Origin of the sequence: Mesorhizobium xinjiangense (assembly GCF_009749525.1) — a bacterium.
In the GTDB taxonomy this organism is placed as follows: Bacteria; Pseudomonadota; Alphaproteobacteria; order Rhizobiales; family Rhizobiaceae; genus Mangrovimarina; species Mangrovimarina xinjiangensis.
Window position 1 is genome coordinate 49,502 of sequence record NZ_WOAC01000001.1, and the last position, 19,839, is coordinate 69,340.

The following is a 19,839-nucleotide window of genomic DNA, read 5'->3' on the forward strand; positions in this document are numbered from 1 at the left end:
TGGCGTCGGGGGGTTCACGCGGCCGCCGTCTTCATCTTCTGCTGGCGCTGGCCGCTATGGGTCAGGATCGACAGCAAGGTCTCGCGGATCGCCGCCTGGCGGGTCGGGTTCTCGATCTTCTGTCCGGTCAGGTCGGTAACGTAGAACGTATCGATGACCTTCTCGCCGAAGGTCGTGATATGGGCCGAGGCGATGTCGAGCGACAGGTCCGAAAGCGCCCCGGTAATCTCCGAAAGCAGGCCCGGCCGGTCGAGCCCCTCCACCTCGATGACCGAAAAGCGGTTCGACAGCGTGTTGCGGATATGGGCCTGCGGCTCGATGCGGAAGACCTTCTGGCCGCGCCTGGGCTTGGTGCGCTTCTCGATCATCTCCGGCAGCCAGCTCTTGCCCGAAAGCACATCCTCGATCAGCTTGCCGACCCGCTCGGCGCGGCGACGCTCGTCCTCGTCGCGCTCGAATTCGCGGGCGATCAGGATCGTGTCGAGCGCGCGCCCGTCGGTGGTCGTGAAGACCTGCGCGTCGACGATGTTGCCGCCGGCCCCAGCGCAGGCTCCGGCAATGACCGAGAGCAGGCGCGGATGGTCGGGCGTCAGCACGGTGATCTCCGTCACCGCCTCGAACTTGTGCGTCGTCACGGCGATGGCGAGCGGCTTGCGCGCGGCATCGGTGTCGCGGATGAAGCCGGCATGGCGGATCTGGTCGGGCAGGTCGACGGTCAAGAGATAGTTGTCGTAATGCAGGTCGAGGACGCGACTGCGGTCGGTCTCGGACCAGTCGGAGAGCCCGGCGGCCAGTTCCTCGCGCGCCTGTTCGGCACGCTTTGAGCGCGGGAGTTCGGAAAAGCCGCCGGTCAGAAGCAGCTCGGTCTCGTAATAGAGCGTGCGCAGGAGTTGGCCCTTCCAGCCGTTCCACACCCCCGGCCCCACGCCGCGAATATCGCAAACCGTGAGAACCAGAAGCAGCTTCAGCCGCTCCACCGATTGCACGACCGCGGCGAAATCCTCGATCGTCTTGCGGTCGTTCAGGTCCCGCGTCTGGGCCGTCATCGACATGACGAGGTGGTTTTCGACCAGCCAGGCGATCGTTTCGGTCTCCGATGGCGAAAAGCCCATATGCGGGCAGATGCGCCGGGCAATGCGCGCGCCGGCTATCGAGTGATCCTCCGGCCGGCCTTTGGCGATGTCGTGCAGGAACACCGCCGTATAGAGGATCTCGCGCTGCGGGTGCAGGCCCGGCATGAGGACATGGGAAAGCGGATGGACCTTCTCGTCGTCTCCGTGCTCGATCTCCGACAACACGCCGATGCAGCGCAACAGGTGCTCGTCCACCGTGTAGTGGTGGTACATGGAGAACTGCATCATGGCGACGATCTTGCCGAATTCGGGGATCAGCTTGCCGAGCAGCCCGGCCTCGTTCATGCGCCTGAGATTGAGCTCTGGATTGCGGTCCGACGTCAGGACGTCCATGAACAGCCGGTTGGCCTCGGCGTTCTTGCGCAGATTGCGGTCGACCAGCTTGAGCGATCGGGTCAGGAGCTTGAACGCGTTGGGGTGGTATCCGAGGCCGTGCCGGTCGGCAAACCAGAACAGCCGCAACAGATTGACCGGATCGCGCGCGAAGACCTCGTCGTCGGCGACGTTGAGGCGGTGGTTGTCGATGATGAAGTCCGACGTGCCGGCCAGCTTGCGGCGGCGGCGCGAGAAGGTCAGGAAGATGCGGTTGAAGCCCGGCACCTGCTTGGCCTGCTCCTCCTCCAGCGCGGCGCAGAAGATGCGCGTCAGGTCGCCCACCTGCTTGGCGCGCAGGAAGTAGTGCTTCATGAAGCGCTCGACGGCTGAAAGCCCGGGATGGCTCGTGTAGCCGAGTCGCTCGGCGATGTCGCGCTGGATGTCGAAATGCAGCCTTTCCTCGGCTTTGCCGGTCAGGAAATGCATGTGGCAGCGCACCGCCCAGAGGAAATCCTCGGCCTTGCGGAACTCCAGATATTCGCGGCGCGTGAAGACACCCTTGTCGACAAGCTCCTCGGCCTTGCGCACGCGGTAGTAATATTTGCCGATCCAGAACAGCGTATGCAGGTCGCGCAGGCCGCCCTTGCCGTCCTTGACGTTGGGTTCGACCAGGTAGCGGCTTTCGCCGGCCTTGCGGTGGCGCTCGTCGCGCTCGGCGAGCTTGGCCTGGACGAATTCCGGGCCGGTGCTGCTGACCACCTCGCGGTCGAAGCGCTCGATCAGTTCGGCGTAGAGCGCCTTGTCGCCCCACAGGTAACGTGCCTCCAGCACCGCCGTGCGGATCGTTATGTCGGTGCGTGAAAGGCGGATGCATTCCTCGATATTGCGCGTGGCATGGCCGACCTTCAGGCCGAGATCCCACAGCATGTAGAGAATGAATTCGATGATCTGCTCGCCCCAGGGCGTCTGCTTGTAGGGCAGCACGAACAGAAGATCGATGTCGGAGCCCGGCGCCAGCGTGCCGCGGCCATAGCCGCCGACGGCGACGATCGCCATGCGCTCGGCGGCGGAGGGGTTTTGCGTGCGGTAGACGTGGCGCGTGGCAAAGCCGTAGAGCGCGCGGATGATCTCGTCCATGAGATGCGACAGGCGCACCGCGCAGGCCGTGCCGCCGCCGTCTGCCATCAGCATCGTCTCGGCCGTCCTGCGCCCGTCATGCAGCGTGCGGCGCAGCAATTCGAGCAGTGCGGACCGCGCTGCGGCGCCGGTTGCCTCGCCGCCATACTCGGCGGCCAGCGCCTCCATGGCACGGTTCAGTGCTTCGCCGTCAACGATCCTGTCGAGCCTGAGAGGTATTCTCGCCATTCGGGGCCGCACTCCGCCTCAAAGCATGTCCCGCTCGAACGGAGACGTTTGAGCGAAAGGCACATGCTCCAACAAATCTGATCCGGCGCGCATCCTTGTTCCATACGTTTCCGTTTGAAGCGAATGCGCGCCAGCGAGCGCTCTATACCGTGAATCGGGCGCAAATGGTATGGGGCAGGTAAGGTGTGGGGAAGCCCTGCGCACTGGCATCCGACAACCCGCGCAAGGCCGTGCCCCCACTCTGAACATTTGATTTGAGGCAGTTCCGGACGAAGAACCGTTCCCCCTGGAATTGCTTGCTCTAAAAGGCGCGCGGCCATTTGCGCGCGCCATGCATCACCCGGAGAATGGTGACAATGTCGTTCGCGACCCTATACGGAACGACGAACGGCGTGCCGGCAATGACCAGTTCGCGCGTTCCCCTGACGCGGCCTGCCCGACCGATCTCCGGATAATCGGCAAGCTTCGCCGACTGCTCGCGGATCACCTCAAGGACGCCATAGGCTGCCTGAGGATTGTCCGTCGCGATGTAACGGACGATTTCTGCAAGGTCCTGTTCGGCGAGCGGTCGCCACTCAACCCTCACGACGGACCTTGGCTCCGGCGATCTCATCGATGATGGCGCGGGTGCGCTCCATTACGAGATCATGGGGAACGCTCGGGCGTGGATCATCGATTGCCGCTTGCACCTGCGCCCGGAACCATTTGTCATAGCCCGGCTCAACGGGTCGGTTCTGCTCGACATAGGCGCGCATGAAGTCCCGAATCACCTGAGCAGCGGGACGATCGGCGGCTTCGGTGGCGGCCTTGAACGCCGCCTTCAGGTCTGCCGGCACGCGAAAATTGAAGTTTTCTTCCTTGGGATGGCCCGTGGTGCGGGGCATGGTCTTCTCCCATTGGGTGCGCTGATTTTGTAATTACATAATCTGCGCATCCTCATCCGGCAAGACCATGCCATTGTGGCGGCCACCTCCAGATCGGCTCGCCCACCCGCGCCTCACGACCCTCCGGTCAGCGCCTTCAGCCGGTAGAGCGCTTCGAGGGCGTCGCGCGGGGTCAGGTCGTCGGGATTGATCGCGGCCATGGCCTCGCCAAGCGGGTCATTGGCCGCGGGCGCGGCGATCTCGCGTTTGGCGGCGACGCTGAACAGCGGCAGGTCGTCGACCAGCCGGCGCGCCTGGCCCGACGTCTCGCCTTCTTCCAGTTGCGTGAGCACTTCGCGGGCGCGCGCCACCACCGGCTCGGGCAGGCCGGCGAGCCTGGCCACCTGCACGCCGTAGGAGCGGTCTGCGGCCCCCTTGGCGACCTCGTGCAGGAAGACGACCTCGCCTTCCCATTCCTTGACCCGCATGGTCACGTTGTGCAGCCGCAGAAGCTTTTCGGCAAGCGCCGTCATCTCGTGGAAATGGGTGGCGAAAATCGCCCGGCAGCCGTTCTTCTCGTGCAGGTATTCGACCGTCGCCCAGGCGATCGACAACCCGTCGAAGGTCGCCGTGCCGCGGCCGATCTCGTCCAGGATGACCAGCGCGCGCGGGCCGGCCTGGTTGAGGATCGCCGCCGTCTCGACCATCTCGACCATGAAGGTGGAGCGCCCGCGGGCCAGATCGTCGGAGGCGCCGACGCGCGAAAAGAGCCGGTCGACGACGCCGATATGGGCGCTTTCGGCCGGCACGTAGGAGCCCATCTGGGCGAGAATGGCGATCAGCGCGTTCTGGCGCAGGAAGGTCGACTTGCCGCCCATGTTCGGGCCGGTCAGAAGCCAGATGGCACCGTTTTCCTTATCGCCGGCGGGCGACAGATCGCAATCATTGGCAACGAACGGATCGGCGGCCTGGCGCCGCAGCGCCTGCTCGACGACCGGATGGCGCCCGCCGGCGACGGCAAAGGCGAGACTGTCGTCGACCGTCGGCCGGCAGTAATTCTCGGTGAGCGACAGTTCGGCGAGCGCGGCCGACACGTCGAGCACGGCCAAGGCCTGCGCCCCGGCGCGGATCGCCTCGGCATGGGCGACGGCCTCCGCCGTCAGCGCCTCGAAGATATTCAATTCGATCGCCAGCGCCCGCTCGGCCGCATTGGCGATCCTGGTCTCCAGATCGGCCAGTTCCGTCGTCGTGAAGCGCATGGCGTTGGCCATGGTCTGGCGGTGGATGAAGCGGGCGCGCGCCGCGTCGCTGCCGGTCATCACCGCCTGGTGATTGGAGGTCACCTCGATATAGTAGCCGAGCACATTGTTGTGGCGGATCTTGAGCGAGCGGATGCCCGTCTCCTCGATCAGGCCCGCCTCCATGCCGGCGATCACCTTGCGCGCCTCGTCGCGCAGCGCCCGCATCTCGTCGAGCTCGCCGTGATAGCCTTTGCGTACGAAGCCGCCGTCGCGTTTCAGGAGCGGCAGCTCGTCGTCGAGCGCGCGCTGCAGCGTCTCGCCGAAGCCGGCCGGCAGCCCCCGGATTGCAGCGACGGCCCCTGCGATCTCGTCTGGCAGGCCTTGGGCCGCGACAAGATCGGCGACCTCGCCGGCCGCCTGCATGCCGGCGGCGATCGCGCCGAGATCGCGCGGGCCGCCGCGGTTGAGCGCTAGCCGCGACAGCGCCCGCGGCATGTCGGGCACGCCTTTCAGCAATGCGCGCAGCCCTTCGCGCAGGGGCGTTTCCTGGCGCAGGAACGTCACCGAATCGAGCCGCGCGTTGATTGCGGCCGGGTCGGTCAGCGGCGATGTCAGCCGCTCGGCCATCAGCCGCCCGCCGGCGCCGGTGACGGTCCGGTCGATCGCCTTGATCAGGCTGCCGTCGCGCCCGCCCGAAAGCGTACGCAGAAGCTCCAGATGGGCGCGCGTAGCCGCGTCGATGAACAGCGTCGTGCCGGCATCCTGGCGCGCCGGCATGGTCAGCGGCGGGCGCTCGGCCTTCTGCGTGCGTTCGACATAGGCAATCGCCGCGGAGATTGCCGAGAGTTCGGCGCGCGAATAGTCGCCATGGCCGTCGAGTGTCGCCAGGCCGAAGAAGCGGGCAATGCGCTCGGGCGCGGTGACGGTGTCGAACAGGCTCGCCGGCAGCGGCGCGGCGAGCCGTCCCAGCGCGTCGAATACGGGCTTGAGGTCGGCGTCGTGGAAGACCGCATCGGCGACGATCAGCTCCTTCGGGTCGATGCGGCTGATGTCGGCCAACAGCCGGTCCGGCGCGGTCTGGGCGACGAAAAAGGCGCCGGTCGAAATGTCGATCCAGGCAAGCGCCATCGCGCCCGAACCCTTCACCCGGCCGAGCGCCATGAGATAGTTGGCTTCGGCCGGCGCCAAAAGCTTGTCCTCGGTGATCGTGCCGGGCGTGACGAGGCGCACCACGTCGCGCTGAACGACAGACTTGGAACCGCGCTTCCTGGCCTCGGCCGGGTCCTCGGTCTGCTCGCACACGGCGACCCGGTGGCCGAGCCCGATGAGCTTTTGCAGGTAATCGTCGGCGGCATGCACCGGCACGCCGCACATCGGGATGTCCTCGCCCAGATGCTTGCCGCGCTTGGTCAGCGTGATGCCGAGCGCCCGCGAGGCGACGAGCGCATCGTCGAAGAACATCTCGTAGAAGTCGCCCATCCGGTAAAACAGCAGCGAATCCGCATTGGCCGACTTGATCTCGATATACTGCTCCATCATCGGCGTGGCGGCAGCGGCGGCCTGGGGCCTGATCGGGGTCTGTCGGTTCAAGGGTTCTATCCGAAAATTCAGCCTGTTCCTGATTGGCGATTTACAGCGGCAAAGTGTAGCCTTAATCGAACTGCTCCACAAAAGAAGCAGCTATGGTTCCACGGCACACCGGGCAGGAGGAAACGTCAACGTCATGGCCGCGAAGAACAAATATGAAGAGCCCGGTCCGTCGGTGAGTCCGCACGAGGCGCTGGAATTCCACGCCATGGGCCGGCCGGGCAAGCTGGAAGTTACCCCGACCAAGCCGATGGCGACCCAGCGCGACCTGTCGCTGGCCTATTCGCCCGGCGTCGCCGTGCCGGTGCAGGCGATTGCCGAAGATCCCAGCCGCGCCTTCGACTACACCACCCGCGGCAACCTGGTGGCCGTCATCTCCAACGGCACGGCGATCCTCGGCCTCGGCAATCTCGGCGCGCTCGCCTCCAAGCCGGTGATGGAAGGCAAGGCGGTTCTGTTCAAGCGTTTCGCCGACGTCGATTCGATCGACCTGGAGGTCGACACGGCCGATGTCGACGAGTTCATCAACTCCGTGCGCTATCTGGGACCCTCCTTCGGCGGCATCAATCTGGAAGACATCAAGGCGCCGGACTGCTTCATCATCGAGCAGCGGCTGCGCGAGCTGATGGACATTCCGGTCTTCCACGACGACCAGCACGGAACGGCGATCATCGCCGTGGCCGGTCTCATCAATGCTCTGGCCATCACCGGACGCGACATGGCAACGGCGAAGCTGGTGTGCAACGGCGCCGGTTCGGCCGGCATCGCCTGCCTCGAACTCATCAAGTCGATGGGCTTCAAGCCGGAAAACGTCCTCCTGTGCGACACCAAGGGTGTCGTCTTCAAGGGCCGCAAGGAGGGTATGAACCAGTGGAAATCGGCCCATGCTGTCGAGACAGACAAGCGCACCCTGGCCGAGGCGCTCGACGGTGCCGACATCGTCTTCGGCCTTTCGGTAAAGGGCGCGCTGACGGCCGACATGGTGCGCTCGATGGCCGACAATCCGATCATCTTCGCCATGGCCAATCCCGACCCGGAGATCACGCCCGAGGAAGTAGCCGAAATCCGCAGCGACGCGATCATGGCGACCGGCCGCTCCGACTATCCCAACCAGATCAACAATGTGCTGGGCTTTCCCTACATCTTCCGCGGTGCGCTCGACGTACGTGCGACCACGATCAATGACGAGATGAAGCTTGCCGCCGCCCGCGCGCTGGCCGAACTGGCGCGCCGGGACGTGCCCGACGACGTGGCCGCCGCCTACCAGGGCAACCGCCCGAAGTTCGGTCCCAACTACATCATTCCCGTCCCCTTCGACCCGCGGCTGATCTCGGCCGTGCCGGTCGCTGTCGCCAGGGCGGCGATGGATTCGGGCGTGGCGCGGCGGCCGATCCTCGACCTCGACAAATACGCCAACGAACTGTCGGCAAGGCGCGATCCGATCGCCTCCACGCTGCAGCGCATCTACGACCGGGTGCGCCGCCAGCCCAAGCGCGTCGTCTTCGCCGAGGGGGAGGAGGAGCAGGTCATGCGCGCCGCCGTCTCCTACGTCAATCAGCAGCTCGGCACGGCGATCCTGCTCGGCCGCGACGACCAGATCCGCGAAACGGCGAAAAATGCCGGAGTCGACCTCGACAAGCCCGGCATCGAGATCATCAATGCGCGCCTTTCCAGGCGCAACGAGGCCTATGCCGACCATCTCTACGAGCGCATGCAGCGCAAGGGCTTCCTGCTGCGCGACTGCCAGCGGCTGATCAACAACGACCGCAACCATTTCGCCGCCTGCATGGTGGCGCTCGGCGATGCCGACGCCGTGGTGACGGGCGTGACGCGCAACTATTCGACCGCGCTGCAGGACGTGCGCCGGGTGATCGACGCCAAGCCGGGCCACCAGGTGATCGGCGTTTCGCTGGCGCTGAGCCGCGGTCACACGGTGCTGGTCGCCGACACGGCGGTGCACGACATGCCCGATGCACCGGAACTGGCCGACATCGCCGAGGAAGCGGCCGGCATGGCGCGGCGCATGGGCTACGAGCCGCGCGTCGCGCTGCTGGCCTATTCGACCTTCGGCCACCCGCCCGGCGAACGCTCCGAGCGAGTACAGGAGGCGGTGAAGATCCTGGACAAGCGGCGCGTCGATTTCGAATATGACGGCGAAATGGCGGCCGACGTCGCGCTCAATCCGAAGCTGATGCGGCAATATCCGTTTTGCCGGCTATCGGGCCCTGCCAACGTGCTTGTCATGCCGGCCTTCCACTCCGCCTCCATCTCGACCAAGATGCTGCAGGAACTGGGCGGCTCGACGGTGATCGGGCCGCTCCTGGTGGGGCTCAACAAGCCGGTGCAGATCGTGTCGATGAACGCCAAGGATTCCGACATCGTCAACATGGCGGCGATCGCCGCCTACAATGCCGGCGCCTGAGGCGATGACGGCGCGATGAAGGAACTACTCGCATCCTGGCAGGTCTGGGCCGTGCTGGCGGCCGTCTTCGCCGCGCTCACCGCGATCTTTGCCAAGGTCGGCGTCGAGCAGATCGGCTCCGACCTCGCGACGCTCATCCGCACCGTCGTCATCCTGGCCGTGGTCGGCGCCATCGTGTCGCTCACCGGCCAGTGGCAGCCGCCGGGCACGATTTCGCCCCGGACATGGGTGTTTCTGGTTCTGTCGGGCATCGCCACCGGCCTGTCGTGACTTTGCTATTTCCGCGCCCTGAAGCTCGGCGACGCGGCGCGCGTGGCGCCGATCGACAAGCTGTCGGTCGTCTTCGTGGCGGTCTTTGCCGCACTCTTCCTGCGCGAGAAGCTCTCGGGCATCAACTGGCTCGGCGTCCTGATGATCAGCGCCGGCGCGATCCTTGTCGCGCACCGGGCATGAGCTGCATCCTTGTCGCCGGCAGGGCGCTGATGAAGGCCGATCTCCCCGCAATGGGAGAGATTGCAGCTTCGCCGCCGTCGCCCTCATGGTGAGCCTGTCGAACCACTGGGGCGACGCATAGGCCTCGCGGGTCTTTTCAGCTCCCACCCCCTCAAGGGTCAGGGCTATCGTAGCTACCCCCTCCACCATGCGTCGCATGGTCCCCCTCCCCCGCTTCGCAGGGGAGGGGCCGGCGCCGCCGCCGCGGATCCTCCTCCATTTATGGGGGAGGGGGACCGCCGAAGGCGGTGGAGGGGGCATAAAGACCCAAATGCGATGGCCCCGGACATGATCCGGGGAGCACCCGGCCGTGGACGCGAATCAAGCGGCGAAGCGCTGGGCGTCGGCGCCGTAATAGTTGATGTAGCGGTCGGCGATGTGCTCCACCGGCAGCACGATGAAGATGTCGGTGGTGCGGAAATCGCGGTCGACGACGCAACCGTCGCCGACCTTCGCACCAAGCCGCAGATAGCCCTTGATCAGCGGCGGCATTGCGGCCAGAGCGGCCCGCGTGTCGACGGCCTCCGCCGGCACCAGATCCATATCGTTATAGCGCGAGGCGACCGCACGCACGTCCCAATCCGCCTCGGCCCGGCAGTTCTGGGCGAGGAAGGAAAGCGCCTCGGCATGGGCGGCCGGGGTCACGCCGGGAAAGGACGCGCAGCCCGTCATGACGTCGATCGCGTGGCGGCGGCAATAGGCCCATATGCCCTGCCACAGCAGCTCGACGGTGCGCTTGGAGCGGTATTCGGGCAGTACGCAGGATCGACCGAGCTCGAGAAAACGCCGGTGCGGATGGCGTGCCATCAAGGCTTCGAGCTCGAATTCCTCGTCGGAATAGAAGCCGCCGGCGGCCATCGCCTGCTCCTGTCGAAGCAGGCGGTAGGTGCCGACGATCTGTTGCCGGTCGGGCCCGCCAATGGCTGTGTCGACGACCAGCAGATGATCGCAAACGGCGTCGAAGCGGTCCGAATCGCGGCTTTCCAGCTCATGCACAAATTGCCGCTTGGCTCCCAGTTCGTCATAAAAGACGCGGAAGCGCACCTCCTGCGCGGCGGCGATCTCGGACGAGTTGCGCGCCAGCCGAACCTCCAGCTGCCCGATCCGGCCGAGCACCGTCTGGGTTTGGGAAAATCCGTGGGACCCTACAACCATAGCGCGATGCGCTCCCGCCCTCTGCTCCTGCTCGACGAATGTAGCCGGCATCGTAATTCTCCTCGTAGCCAGACAAGAAGCGGATGGCGCTCCTTCGGCGCACATACGAAGCCTGTACTACAGCACGATGACAGCATGCGGTTGCAGGATTGGCAACCGGGGCGGATCGCCTCGGCTGCACGATGTCGGACACATGCGCAGATATATCCGGTTGCCGGCTTCGACAAGTCACGCCGCCGACTGATGCGACACCACCTCGACGAGATGCTGCGGATCGAGCGGCTTGGTGACGAAGCCGGTCGCGCCGCGGGCCAGCACGTGATGGCGAGTCGATTCCTGGCTGTCGGCCGACAGGACGAGGATCGGCAGCGCCGCCAGCCCCTTGTCCTCCTCGTGCTTGCGGATCTGCGCAATGGCGTCGAGCCCGTCCATGACGGGCATGTGCAGGTCCATCAGCACGATGTCGAAGCGCCGGCCGTCGACGCCGTGCCTGGCGGCGTGGAGGGCGGCCTCGCCATTGGTCACATGGGTGACGGCGCAGCCCGATTTTTCCAGCACGGTGCGCGCCATCAGGGCGCTGATCTCATTGTCCTCGGCCAGGAGGACCGTCATGCCGTTGGCGGCGGATTGCTGCTGCGGACGATTGGCGGACAGACGGCGCATCGTTCGCGGCATCAGAGGATCGGCGCTGCCCTGGCTGAGGACGCGCAACAGCGATTCGCCGCGGACCGGGCGGACAAGGAAGGTCGAATAGCCGCAGGAGCGGAACTGGAACAGCCGTCCGCGGTCGGTTGGCGCAATCAGGATGACGGCCTGGAAATCATGCCGCGACGCCTGGCGCAGGGCCATGAGCGCCTGGCCGTCGGGGCATTCGAGCGTGGCATCGATCAGGACCGCCGACCAGGATCTCGTCTCGTCGCCGGCCAGCATCTCCGCATCGGCCATCGACCGCGCCACCGTCGCATTGCCGCCATGGGCACGAATCGTCCGCGCCTTCGCTTCGGCCTCGACGACATTGGCCGAGACGATCATCACGGCCTTGTCGCGCAGCATCACGGCCCGCTCGGGCGCGATCAAAGGCTCCTCGGCGGTCGGTATCTCGAAGGAGAATTCCGAGCCCTTGCCGACCTCGCTTTCCACCTTGATGACGCCCTTCATGGCGTCGACGATGCGTTTGGAGATGGTCAGCCCAAGCCCCGCGCCGCCATGAAGACGTGTCGATGTCGTGTCGGCCTGCTCGAACTCGCGGAAGATGCGTCCGATCTCGGCCTTCGTCAGGCCGGGGCCGCTGTCGCTCACACTGAAGCGGATCGCCGCCGGCTCGCCGGGGCGGCTGGTCGAGACGCTGACCAGAACGCCGCCCTCCTCGGTGAATTTGAGGGCATTGCCGACAAGGTTGAGCATGACCTGGCGCAGGCGGCCGGGATCGGCTTCGATGACCGCCGGCACTTCCGGCCCGACATGGCAGCCAAGCCCGATATTCTTGGCATAGGCGCGCGAGGCGAGCAGTTCGACGACGTTTTCGGTCAGTTCGCGCGGCGACATGGGCTGAGGCTCGAGTTCGAACCGCCCGGCCTCGATCTTGGAATAGTCGAGAAGGTCTTCGATGAGCGCGAGGAGCGCGTTGCCGGAGGTCGAAACGGCGCGCACATAGGTCTTCTGCTCGGGCGACAATTCGGTGTCGGCCAGGAGCTTGGCCATGCCGATGATGCCGTTCATCGGCGTGCGGATCTCGTGGCTGACGGTGGCCAGGAAGCGTGTCTTGGACTGATTGGCGAATTCGGCGCGCTCGCGCGCGGCGATCAGGGCCGCCTCGGCGCGTTTGCGACCGGTGATGTCGCGGGCGATCGTGCGGTGCGAGACCGCGCCCGTCGCCTCGTCGCGCACCGACAATTCGATCCAGGAAAACCAGCGCGTGCCTTCTGCGGTCTGGATGGCCACATCGGCCGAACTCAGATGCTCGCCCTCGGCAAAAGCGGCGTCGGGAACCACCGCGACGTCGACGCCCAGTTCCTGCAAGGTTCGTCCCGAAAGATCGCGTGGCTCGCGGCCGAACATCGTGGCGAAGACCTGGTTGCAGTAGACAATGCGCCCGGCGCGGTCGCGATGCACCACGAGATCGCCCAGCGCATCGATCAGGCCGCGAAAGCGTTCCTCGCTTTCCTGCAATTCCCACATGCGGTCGGCGAGCGATTCCATCTCCTCGCGCGCACGCTCGGCATCTTGCTTCGACATTTCCACCGCCCGGCGATCGCCGGAGACCAGACCGACCAGAAGCGCCAGGCCGATAAAGGCAATCATCGCAAGGCTGAAGCTGACGACCGGCGAGGCGCCCAATATGTGGGACAGCGGCGACAGCGCCAGGATGAAGGCGAGCAGGGCCAGATCAGCCAGCACAAAACGTTGGCGTGGCGCCTGAAACGCCAGCGCGACCTTCGACAGGCGATTGTAAGGGACCCCGGCCGGGTCCGGAATTTCCGGTTGTGCCTGCTTCTTCATCGGTGCCGCCCGGTTCGACTGCATGGCCGAACCCTAAACGGCACTGCTTAGGGAAGATTTCGGCACAACGCTAAAATTTTAGCGATTGCGCCGAATCACGCCATGTCGACAACAACCCGGCCGCGTATCTCGCCGGCCATGATGGAACGGGCCGCCTCCGGTATCGCCTCGAAACGGATCGTCGAGGAAAGGGCGGCGAGCTTGTCCCGGTCGAGATCACTTGCCAGGCGTTGCCATGCCTCATTGCGCAGGGCGCGCGGGGCCATCACCGAATCGATGCCGAGCAGCGAGACGGCACGCAGGATGAACGGCGCGACGCTGGCCGGCAGATCCATGCCCTGGGCCAGCCCGCAGGCCGCGACGGCGCCGCCATATGAGGTCATGGATAGCACATTGGCCAGCGTGTGGCTGCCGACGGCGTCGATGCCGCCCGCCCAACGCTCCTTGCCGAGCGGCCGTCCCGGTCCCGAAAGCTCCTCGCGGTCGATGACCTCTGCGGCGCCGAGATCCTTCAGGAAATCTTCCTCGGCGGTGCGGCCGGTCGAGGCGATGACAGGGTAGCCGAGCCTGGAGAGAACGGAGATCGCCACGGTGCCGACGCCGCCGGCCGCCCCGGTCACGACGACCGGACCGCGCTCGGGCGTAATGCCGTGGCGCTCCAGCGCCATCACGCACAGCATGGCGGTATAGCCGGCCGTCCCGATCGCCATGGCCTGGTGCGGGGTCATGCCATCCGGCAGGCGAACCAGCCAGTCGCCCTTGACCCGGGCGCGGGCGGCATAGGCGCCGTGATGGGTTTCGCCCACACCCCAGCCGTTGAGGACGACCTTGTCGCCCTCCTTCCAGTCGGGATCGGACGAGGCGATGACCGTGCCGGCGAAATCGATGCCCGGAACAAGCGGGAAGCGGCGCACCACCGGCGCCTTGCCGGTGATCGCAAGGCCATCCTTGTAATTGACGGTCGTCGCCTCGACGGCGACCGTGACGTCGCCTTCCATCAGATCGTCATCCGTCAGTTCGGTGATTTCAACCGACTGGTTCTTGTCGTCGTCGCGCGAAATCAGGATCGCCTTGAAGCCGTCGGACATCTCTCTCCCCGATACCGTGTCATTGCTGCTGGCACTGTGCTGCGCCGCCCGGCGCCGGTCAACCGTCGGATCGTGACGACCGCTCGGCCCGCCAGCCCAGGAATTCCTGAATGATCACGAGAGCGGCGCCGATGCTGATCAGCGCGTCGGCCAGGTTGAAGACGGCAAAGGACCAGACCGGGGTATGGAAGAGAACGTAATCCACCACATAGCCGAGCCGCACCCTGTCGATGAGATTGCCGAGCGCGCCGGCCACGACCAGGGCGAACCCGATGCGGGCCAGGAGTTGCTCGGCGCCCGAGCGCCACGCCAGCCACAAGACGAGCAGGATGACGGCGGTCGTCACCACGATGAGGGTAAAGTCGCCGGAACCGGAGAACATCGAAAAGGCGATGCCGTAATTGTGCACCCGGTAGAGCGCCAGGAAGGGCAGGAGATCGATCTGTTGATGCATCGCCATGCCCGCTTCGACCAGGTGCTTGATCCACTGGTCGAGGCCGATGCCCGCGAGAACGATGAGGAGATAGATATAAAGCCGCATCACGCGCGCGCCTCCAGGCTCAGCGCCGCGCGCCGGATTTCATAGAGCATGACGCCGGTCGAGACGGCCAGGTTGAGCGAATCGGCACGGCCCGCCTGGGGAATGCGCACCAGCCGATCGCAGGCTTGCGCCAGCGCTTCGGGCAGTCCCTGCTGCTCGTTGCCCATCAGCAGCACGACCGGCCCATGCGCATAGTCGACACTGCGGTAGTCGACCGCGCCCTTGAGATGCGTTCCGACCAGCATCGCCTTCAGATGATCCCGGCGCCAGGCGAGGAACGCGTCCTGCGAGGCCCGCGCAATCGGCACGGCGAAAACGGAGCCCATCGTGGCGCGGACCGTTTCGATGGCGAAAGGATCGGTCGTTTCGCCGATGAGGATGACGCCCTTGGCGCCGACGGCATCGACCGTGCGGATAACGGTTCCCAGATTGCCGGGGTCGCGCACCCGGTCGAGCGCCACCCAGACGTCGCCTTTTTCAGGCGCGACGGCCTTCAACGGCATGAGCTTCTGCTCGAAGACGCCGACCACCATCTGGGGATTGTCGCGCCGTGTTATGGCTGTCAGAACCTTCTCGCTGACCTCGAGCACCAGCCCGCCGGCGGCGACGGTGCGCGCGGCCGCCCTTTCCACCGCCGCGTTGCCGCGCCCGGCCTTGGAATAGACGAGGGTCCTGATCGTCCAGCCGAGATCGAGCGCGTCGATGACGAGCTTCAGACCCTCCGCCAGAAAGGCGTGCTGCTGGTCGCGAAACTTCTTCTGCGCCAGCGCCCTGATGTCCTTGACGAGCGGATTGGCAAGGCTGGTCACTTCCTTGACCTGGCCGACACGGTTTGAGGCGGGACGGTGCGAGGTCATGGCGCCACCCAGCGCGCAAAGAGCGACGTCGAGAGCGCCCGTCCGGCGGACTGCTCGCGGATCACCAGTTCGCCCGATTCCACTTTTCCGCCCATGCCGGCGAAAGCGTCGCGCATCAGCGCGTGGATGGCGAAGAAGGAGGCGCGGATCGAATAGGCCGTCAGCACCACTGCGAGAGGCTTCGGCGTGAGGATCTCGCGGCTGGTCTCGACCATGGCCGGCAGGCTGTCGAAGAGTTGCCAGACCTCGCCCTTGGGGCCGCGACCATAGGCGGGCGGATCGAGCAGGATGATGTCGTAGGCGTTGCCGCGCCGCGCCTCGCGCTCGACGAACTTCATGGCATCCTCGCAGATCCAGCGCACCGGCTTGTCGGAAAGCCCGGCCATCTCCTGGTTCTCGCGCGCCCAGCCGATGGCCTTCTTCGATGCGTCGACATGCGTCACTTCCGCGCCGGCGCGCGCCGCGACCAGCGAGGCGAGGCCGGTATAGCCGAACAGGTTGAGGACCTTGACCGGCCGGCCGGCCGCGCGGATCAGGCCTTCCATGTGGCTCCAGTGCGAGGCCTGCTCGGGGAACACCCCGACATGGCGGAAGGAGGTGAAGCGGCCGAGATAGTCGATGCCGTCATGCTTCATCGGCCAGGTTTCGCCGAGCGGCTCCCCGGGGAAGCGCCAGCGGCCCATGCCTTCCTCGTCGGTGTCGCCGGTGAAGACGGCGTCGGCGCCGGCCCATTCGGTCTCGGGAAGCGCGCGCCGCCAGATCGCCTGGCCCTCGGGCCGCACGATTCGATACGGTCCGTATTGCTCGAGCTTTTCGCCGTCGCCGGAATCGATGAGCGCATAGTCGGCGTCGGGCGCAACTTCAAGGATCAAAGGAAGCTTCTCGGCCGGCAGGATGCCCGGCCGGCGGGGCAGATGCACGCGATGCTGTGTTTGCGGGCGCGTCTCTTGTTCGCCGCGCCGATTTCTTTCCGACTGTTGCGGCGGCGCGGATTTGCGGCGCACGGCGCGAGGCGGCCGCGAAGCCGGTTTGGCTCGCCTGTCGCGACGCTTGTCACGCGTAGGTTTCATGCCTTCTCCGCCGATTGGATCGGGGTCATCGCTTCATGGAGTCGAAGCGCCGATCCAACTCCTCGTTTTTTCGCAATTCCGGACGGAGAGCCGGTTCCCGCGTCTCGTGAACTGCGCTTCTGGCACAGGCCGGCAAACCGCGCAACTGCGGGACTAGAACATGTCCCGCTCAAACGGTGACGTTTGAGCCAAAGGCACATGTTCCAGCATATTGGTCTGGCGCGCATATCATTGCTTCAAACGTTCCGTTTGAAGCGAACGCGCGCTAGCCGCGCTCAGGCCGACATGGCGCGATAGACGGCCATGCCGGCGGCGAGATCCTCCAGCGCCGCGCCGACCGACTTGAACAGCGTGATCTCGCCGGCCTCCGTGCGCCCCTTCGCCTCGCCGCGCGTGAGCGCATAAAGATCGGCGACAATCGCCTCTTCGCTCAATGCGCCCGAGGCGATCGGCTGAACGATGTCGCCGGCCTCCTTGGTCGCGCCGGCCATGGTGTCGACATAGACGCGCGCCCGGCGGACCGCCTCGTCATCGGCCTCGCGCAATTGCGGCGTGAAAGCGCCGACGAGGTCGACATGCTGGCCGGGCTGGAGCAGCGCGCCCTTGATCAGAGGTTCGGCGGAGATCGTCGCCGCCGAGATGATGTCCGCCGCGCCCACCGCCGCGTCGAGGCCGCCCTTGGCGACGCTGGCGTCGACACCGCCGGCGCACAGGTCGGCGGCGACCTTCTCGGCGTTTTCAGGCGTGCGGTTCCATATCGTGACGTGGCGGATCGGCCGCACCGCCGAATGGGCCCGGGCCAGGAAAGGCGCCAGTGCCCCGGCACCGACGATCAGCAGCCGCTCGGCGTCGGCACGCGCCAGATAGGTCGCGGCGAGCGCCGAGGCACAGGCCGTGCGCCATTGGGTCAGGCGCTGGCCGTCGATAAGCGCCAGCGGTTCGCCTGTCTTGCCGTCGAGCAGAAGATAAAGGCCCATCACGGCCGGCTTGCCGATCTGGTTGTTGTCCGGCGAGACGGTGACGATCTTGATGCCGATATGGCCGCCGTCGGAGGTTCCGGCGCGCTGGAAATCGCTCCAGGCGGGCATCAGAAGCAGCGTCGAGGCCGCGCCGTCGGGACGCTCGATCGCGTGATGATGACGGACGGGCTGCATGGCGCCTTCGGCAAATGCCTCGCGCAGGGTTTCGACCAGACCGGAAAAGGAAAGGCTCTCGTCGACTTGCCGGGCGTCGATCATGCGCATGCGCGATACTCCATCTATGGGTGGCGAAAGGCGCCGCTCAGCCGCGCGAGGCAGGCAATGACGACCGGCCCTCGGCCGGACCGGCCGGATTCTGCTGAAGAAGGCTCTGCACTTCGCGGCGCTGCGTGCGCGCCTCCTTGCGGTAGCGCCCCTGCCTCAGCCAGGTGGCGAGGCTGCCAATGAGAAGGCCAAGCGCGCAGGCTGCGAACAGATAGACGAACAGCGGCAGCGTCAGGGTCAAGGCCGGATTGCCCGGATTGAACGGGTCGAAGGTGAACGGCACGGGCACGCGATTGGCAACCGCCAGCGCCACCAGCACGACCGCCAGCGGCACGATGACCACGACCAGAAGGATACGTCTCAGCATTCGGTGTCCGTCAGATTATCAACATGCGGCGCCGGCTGCCCCGCCAGGCTGGAAGAATGAACGGCCCGGGTCCGACATTCAAGCCCGCAGAGACCAAACCTAGCTCTTGTCGGTGTTCAGCCGCTCGCGCAATTCCTTGCCGGTCTTGAAGAAGGGAATCCATTTTTCCTCCACCTCGACCGACTCTCCCGTGCGCGGATTGCGGCCCAGGCGCGCAGGACGATTCTTGACCGAGAATGCGCCGAAGCCACGCAATTCGACCCTGTTTCCTTCCGCCAGCGCGTCGCCGATCTCGTCGAATATCGCGTTGACGATATTTTCGACGTCCCGCTGAAAAAGGTGCGGATTGCGGTTCGCGATGGTTTGCACCAGCTCTGACTTGATCATTGACGCTTTTCCCTCTCGTGCCCGGAAATCATTGTTTCCTCTAGCGTTCTGTCCCGCCCAAGGCACTCAAATCAGGTTGCCAGACCGACACGAGACCGTCAAGGAAGATGCGCTCGGCGCCAAGCTCACGAAGAAATTCCGAACCGCCCGCGGACAGGCCGATGGCCCTGGCGATGCTCGCAATTCCAGGCAGCCAGGCGACGGCGCCCTCGCGCTGCCGCTTCCACTCCACCACGTCCAGATCGGCGTCGACACCCTTGCCGTGCAGCCATTCGAGCGCCTGGTCCTCGCCGCCCAGCGCATCGACCAGCTTGCGCTGAAGCGCCTGGCGGCCGGTGAAGACGGTTCCGTCGGCCAGTTGCAGCACCTCCTGGCGCGACAGGGGGCGGCGTTCGGTCACGAGGCCGACGAACCAGTCGTAGGAATCGAGAATCATGGCGCGGACCATGGCGCGCTCCTCCTCGGTCGTCGGGTTGAAGGGCGACGGCTCGGCCTTCAGCGGCGAGGTCTTGATCTCCTCGAGCTTGATGCCGAGCTTGTCCATCAATCCGGTGACGTCGGGATACTGCACCAGCACGCCGATCGAACCGACGATCGAGGATTGGCGCGCCACGATGTGGTCGGCGGCGCTGGCAATCATGTAGCCCGCCGAAGCGGCCAGCGTTCCGACCTGCGCGGTCACCGGCTTCTTCTGCGCAAGCGAGCGCACCGCCTCGTAGATCGCCTCGCCACCGGCGGTGGTTCCGCCCGGCGAATCGATCGACACGATGACGCCCTTGACGGCATCGGCCTCGCCGATCCGCTTCAGCCGATCGAGCAATTCCTCGTCCTCGGTGATGGTGCCTTCGATCTTGACCTTGGCGACATGCGGGCTGGCGCCGAGCCCCGGCCGGTCCAGGCCCCACAATGCCATAGCGATGATCGCAGCCGCCGCGACAAGAAAGGCGGCGGCACGCCAGAAGGTAAGCTTGCGCCGCAGCCTGCGGCGGTCGATAAGGTCATCGGCTTTCGACGTCATGACGCACCTCGTCGTTCCCGTAATGATTGTTCGCTCGCTCCTAGTGGAACGAATTTGACATTCGATACCCACTCGATGTCGCCCCCGAGATCGAATGTCAAATTCAAATGTTCCGCTAGTATCATAGACTTGCTAGTGGTTCTCTTGTTTCCAACATTTGCCCTCAGGGCCGATACAAATGGGATGCAAATGTTG

The 19,839-nt window shown here is 65.6% G+C and carries 15 protein-coding genes and 1 pseudogene; 2 read left to right on the forward strand and 14 right to left on the reverse strand.

All coding sequences use genetic code 11. The features are described from left to right. Positions 1 to 14 precede the first annotated feature (14 nt). The 4 genes from GM909_RS00270 to mutS all read right to left on the reverse strand — a co-directional run bounded on the left by GM909_RS00270 (position 15) and on the right by mutS (position 6,456). The gene (locus GM909_RS00270; protein ID WP_157014198.1) at positions 15 to 2,813 is read right to left on the reverse strand and encodes a [protein-PII] uridylyltransferase; all 2,799 of its coding nucleotides are present in this window, start codon (positions 2,811 to 2,813) and stop codon (positions 15 to 17) included. Between the two features lie 301 nt (positions 2,814 to 3,114). Then, entirely contained in the window at positions 3,115 to 3,399 is a 285-nt protein-coding gene (locus GM909_RS00275; protein ID WP_235911526.1) for a type II toxin-antitoxin system RelE/ParE family toxin, read from the reverse strand. Then, positions 3,389 to 3,697: a type II toxin-antitoxin system RelB family antitoxin gene (relB, locus tag GM909_RS25675; RefSeq protein ID WP_198174063.1), complete on the reverse strand. Its 309-nt coding sequence runs from the start codon at positions 3,695 to 3,697 to the stop codon at positions 3,389 to 3,391. The genes GM909_RS00275 and relB overlap by 11 nt, the downstream gene beginning before the upstream one ends. Positions 3,698 to 3,810: 113 nt before the next feature. Beyond that, positions 3,811 to 6,456: a DNA mismatch repair protein MutS gene (gene mutS, locus GM909_RS00285; RefSeq protein ID WP_157014561.1), complete on the reverse strand. Its 2,646-nt coding sequence runs from the start codon at positions 6,454 to 6,456 to the stop codon at positions 3,811 to 3,813. A gap of 184 nt (positions 6,457 to 6,640) precedes the next feature. Between mutS and GM909_RS00290 the strand changes: the two genes are divergently transcribed. Continuing rightward, positions 6,641 to 8,926, forward strand: a complete 2,286-nt coding sequence (locus GM909_RS00290; protein WP_157014200.1) for an NADP-dependent malic enzyme — start codon at positions 6,641 to 6,643, stop codon at positions 8,924 to 8,926. Positions 8,927 to 8,941: 15 nt separating this feature from the next. Next, a pseudogene (locus tag GM909_RS00295) lies at positions 8,942 to 9,379 on the forward strand (EamA family transporter). A 360-nt stretch (positions 9,380 to 9,739) separates the two neighbouring features. Here the strand turns inward: GM909_RS00295 and GM909_RS00300 are convergent. From GM909_RS00300 to sppA, 10 genes are all read right to left on the reverse strand, one after another. Next, the gene (locus tag GM909_RS00300; RefSeq protein ID WP_235911575.1) at positions 9,740 to 10,573 is read right to left on the reverse strand and encodes a GNAT family N-acetyltransferase; all 834 of its coding nucleotides are present in this window, start codon (positions 10,571 to 10,573) and stop codon (positions 9,740 to 9,742) included. Between the two features lie 228 nt (positions 10,574 to 10,801). Next, positions 10,802 to 13,072, reverse strand: a complete 2,271-nt coding sequence (locus GM909_RS00305; protein ID WP_157014202.1) for a PAS domain-containing hybrid sensor histidine kinase/response regulator — start codon at positions 13,070 to 13,072, stop codon at positions 10,802 to 10,804. 95 nt (positions 13,073 to 13,167) lie between these two features. Next, positions 13,168 to 14,160 carry an acrylyl-CoA reductase (NADPH) gene (gene acuI, locus GM909_RS00310; RefSeq protein WP_157014203.1) on the reverse strand — a complete coding sequence of 331 codons (993 nt, stop codon included), beginning with the start codon at positions 14,158 to 14,160 and terminating at the stop codon, positions 13,168 to 13,170. Between the two features lie 58 nt (positions 14,161 to 14,218). Beyond that, entirely contained in the window at positions 14,219 to 14,701 is a 483-nt protein-coding gene (lspA, locus tag GM909_RS00315; protein WP_157014562.1) for a signal peptidase II, read from the reverse strand. Further along, positions 14,701 to 15,558, reverse strand: a complete 858-nt coding sequence (locus tag GM909_RS00320; protein WP_157014204.1) for a TrmH family RNA methyltransferase — start codon at positions 15,556 to 15,558, stop codon at positions 14,701 to 14,703. The genes lspA and GM909_RS00320 overlap by 1 nt, the downstream gene beginning before the upstream one ends. After that, entirely contained in the window at positions 15,555 to 16,628 is a 1,074-nt protein-coding gene (locus GM909_RS00325; protein WP_157014205.1) for a class I SAM-dependent rRNA methyltransferase, read from the reverse strand. The genes GM909_RS00320 and GM909_RS00325 overlap by 4 nt, the downstream gene beginning before the upstream one ends. A gap of 275 nt (positions 16,629 to 16,903) precedes the next feature. Then, complete coding sequence (gene lhpI / locus GM909_RS00330) at positions 16,904 to 17,872, reverse strand: bifunctional Delta(1)-pyrroline-2-carboxylate/Delta(1)-piperideine-2-carboxylate reductase (RefSeq protein ID WP_157014206.1); 969 nt, start codon at positions 17,870 to 17,872, stop codon at positions 16,904 to 16,906. Positions 17,873 to 17,909: 37 nt separating this feature from the next. Further along, positions 17,910 to 18,239, reverse strand: a complete 330-nt coding sequence (locus GM909_RS00335) for a LapA family protein (protein WP_157014207.1) — start codon at positions 18,237 to 18,239, stop codon at positions 17,910 to 17,912. Positions 18,240 to 18,338: 99 nt separating this feature from the next. Next, entirely contained in the window at positions 18,339 to 18,626 is a 288-nt protein-coding gene (locus tag GM909_RS00340) for an integration host factor subunit beta (protein ID WP_157014208.1), read from the reverse strand. 40 nt (positions 18,627 to 18,666) lie between these two features. Further along, positions 18,667 to 19,644, reverse strand: coding sequence for a signal peptide peptidase SppA (gene sppA / locus GM909_RS00345; RefSeq protein ID WP_157014209.1), 978 nt, complete (start codon positions 19,642 to 19,644; stop codon positions 18,667 to 18,669). Positions 19,645 to 19,839 lie beyond the last annotated feature (195 nt).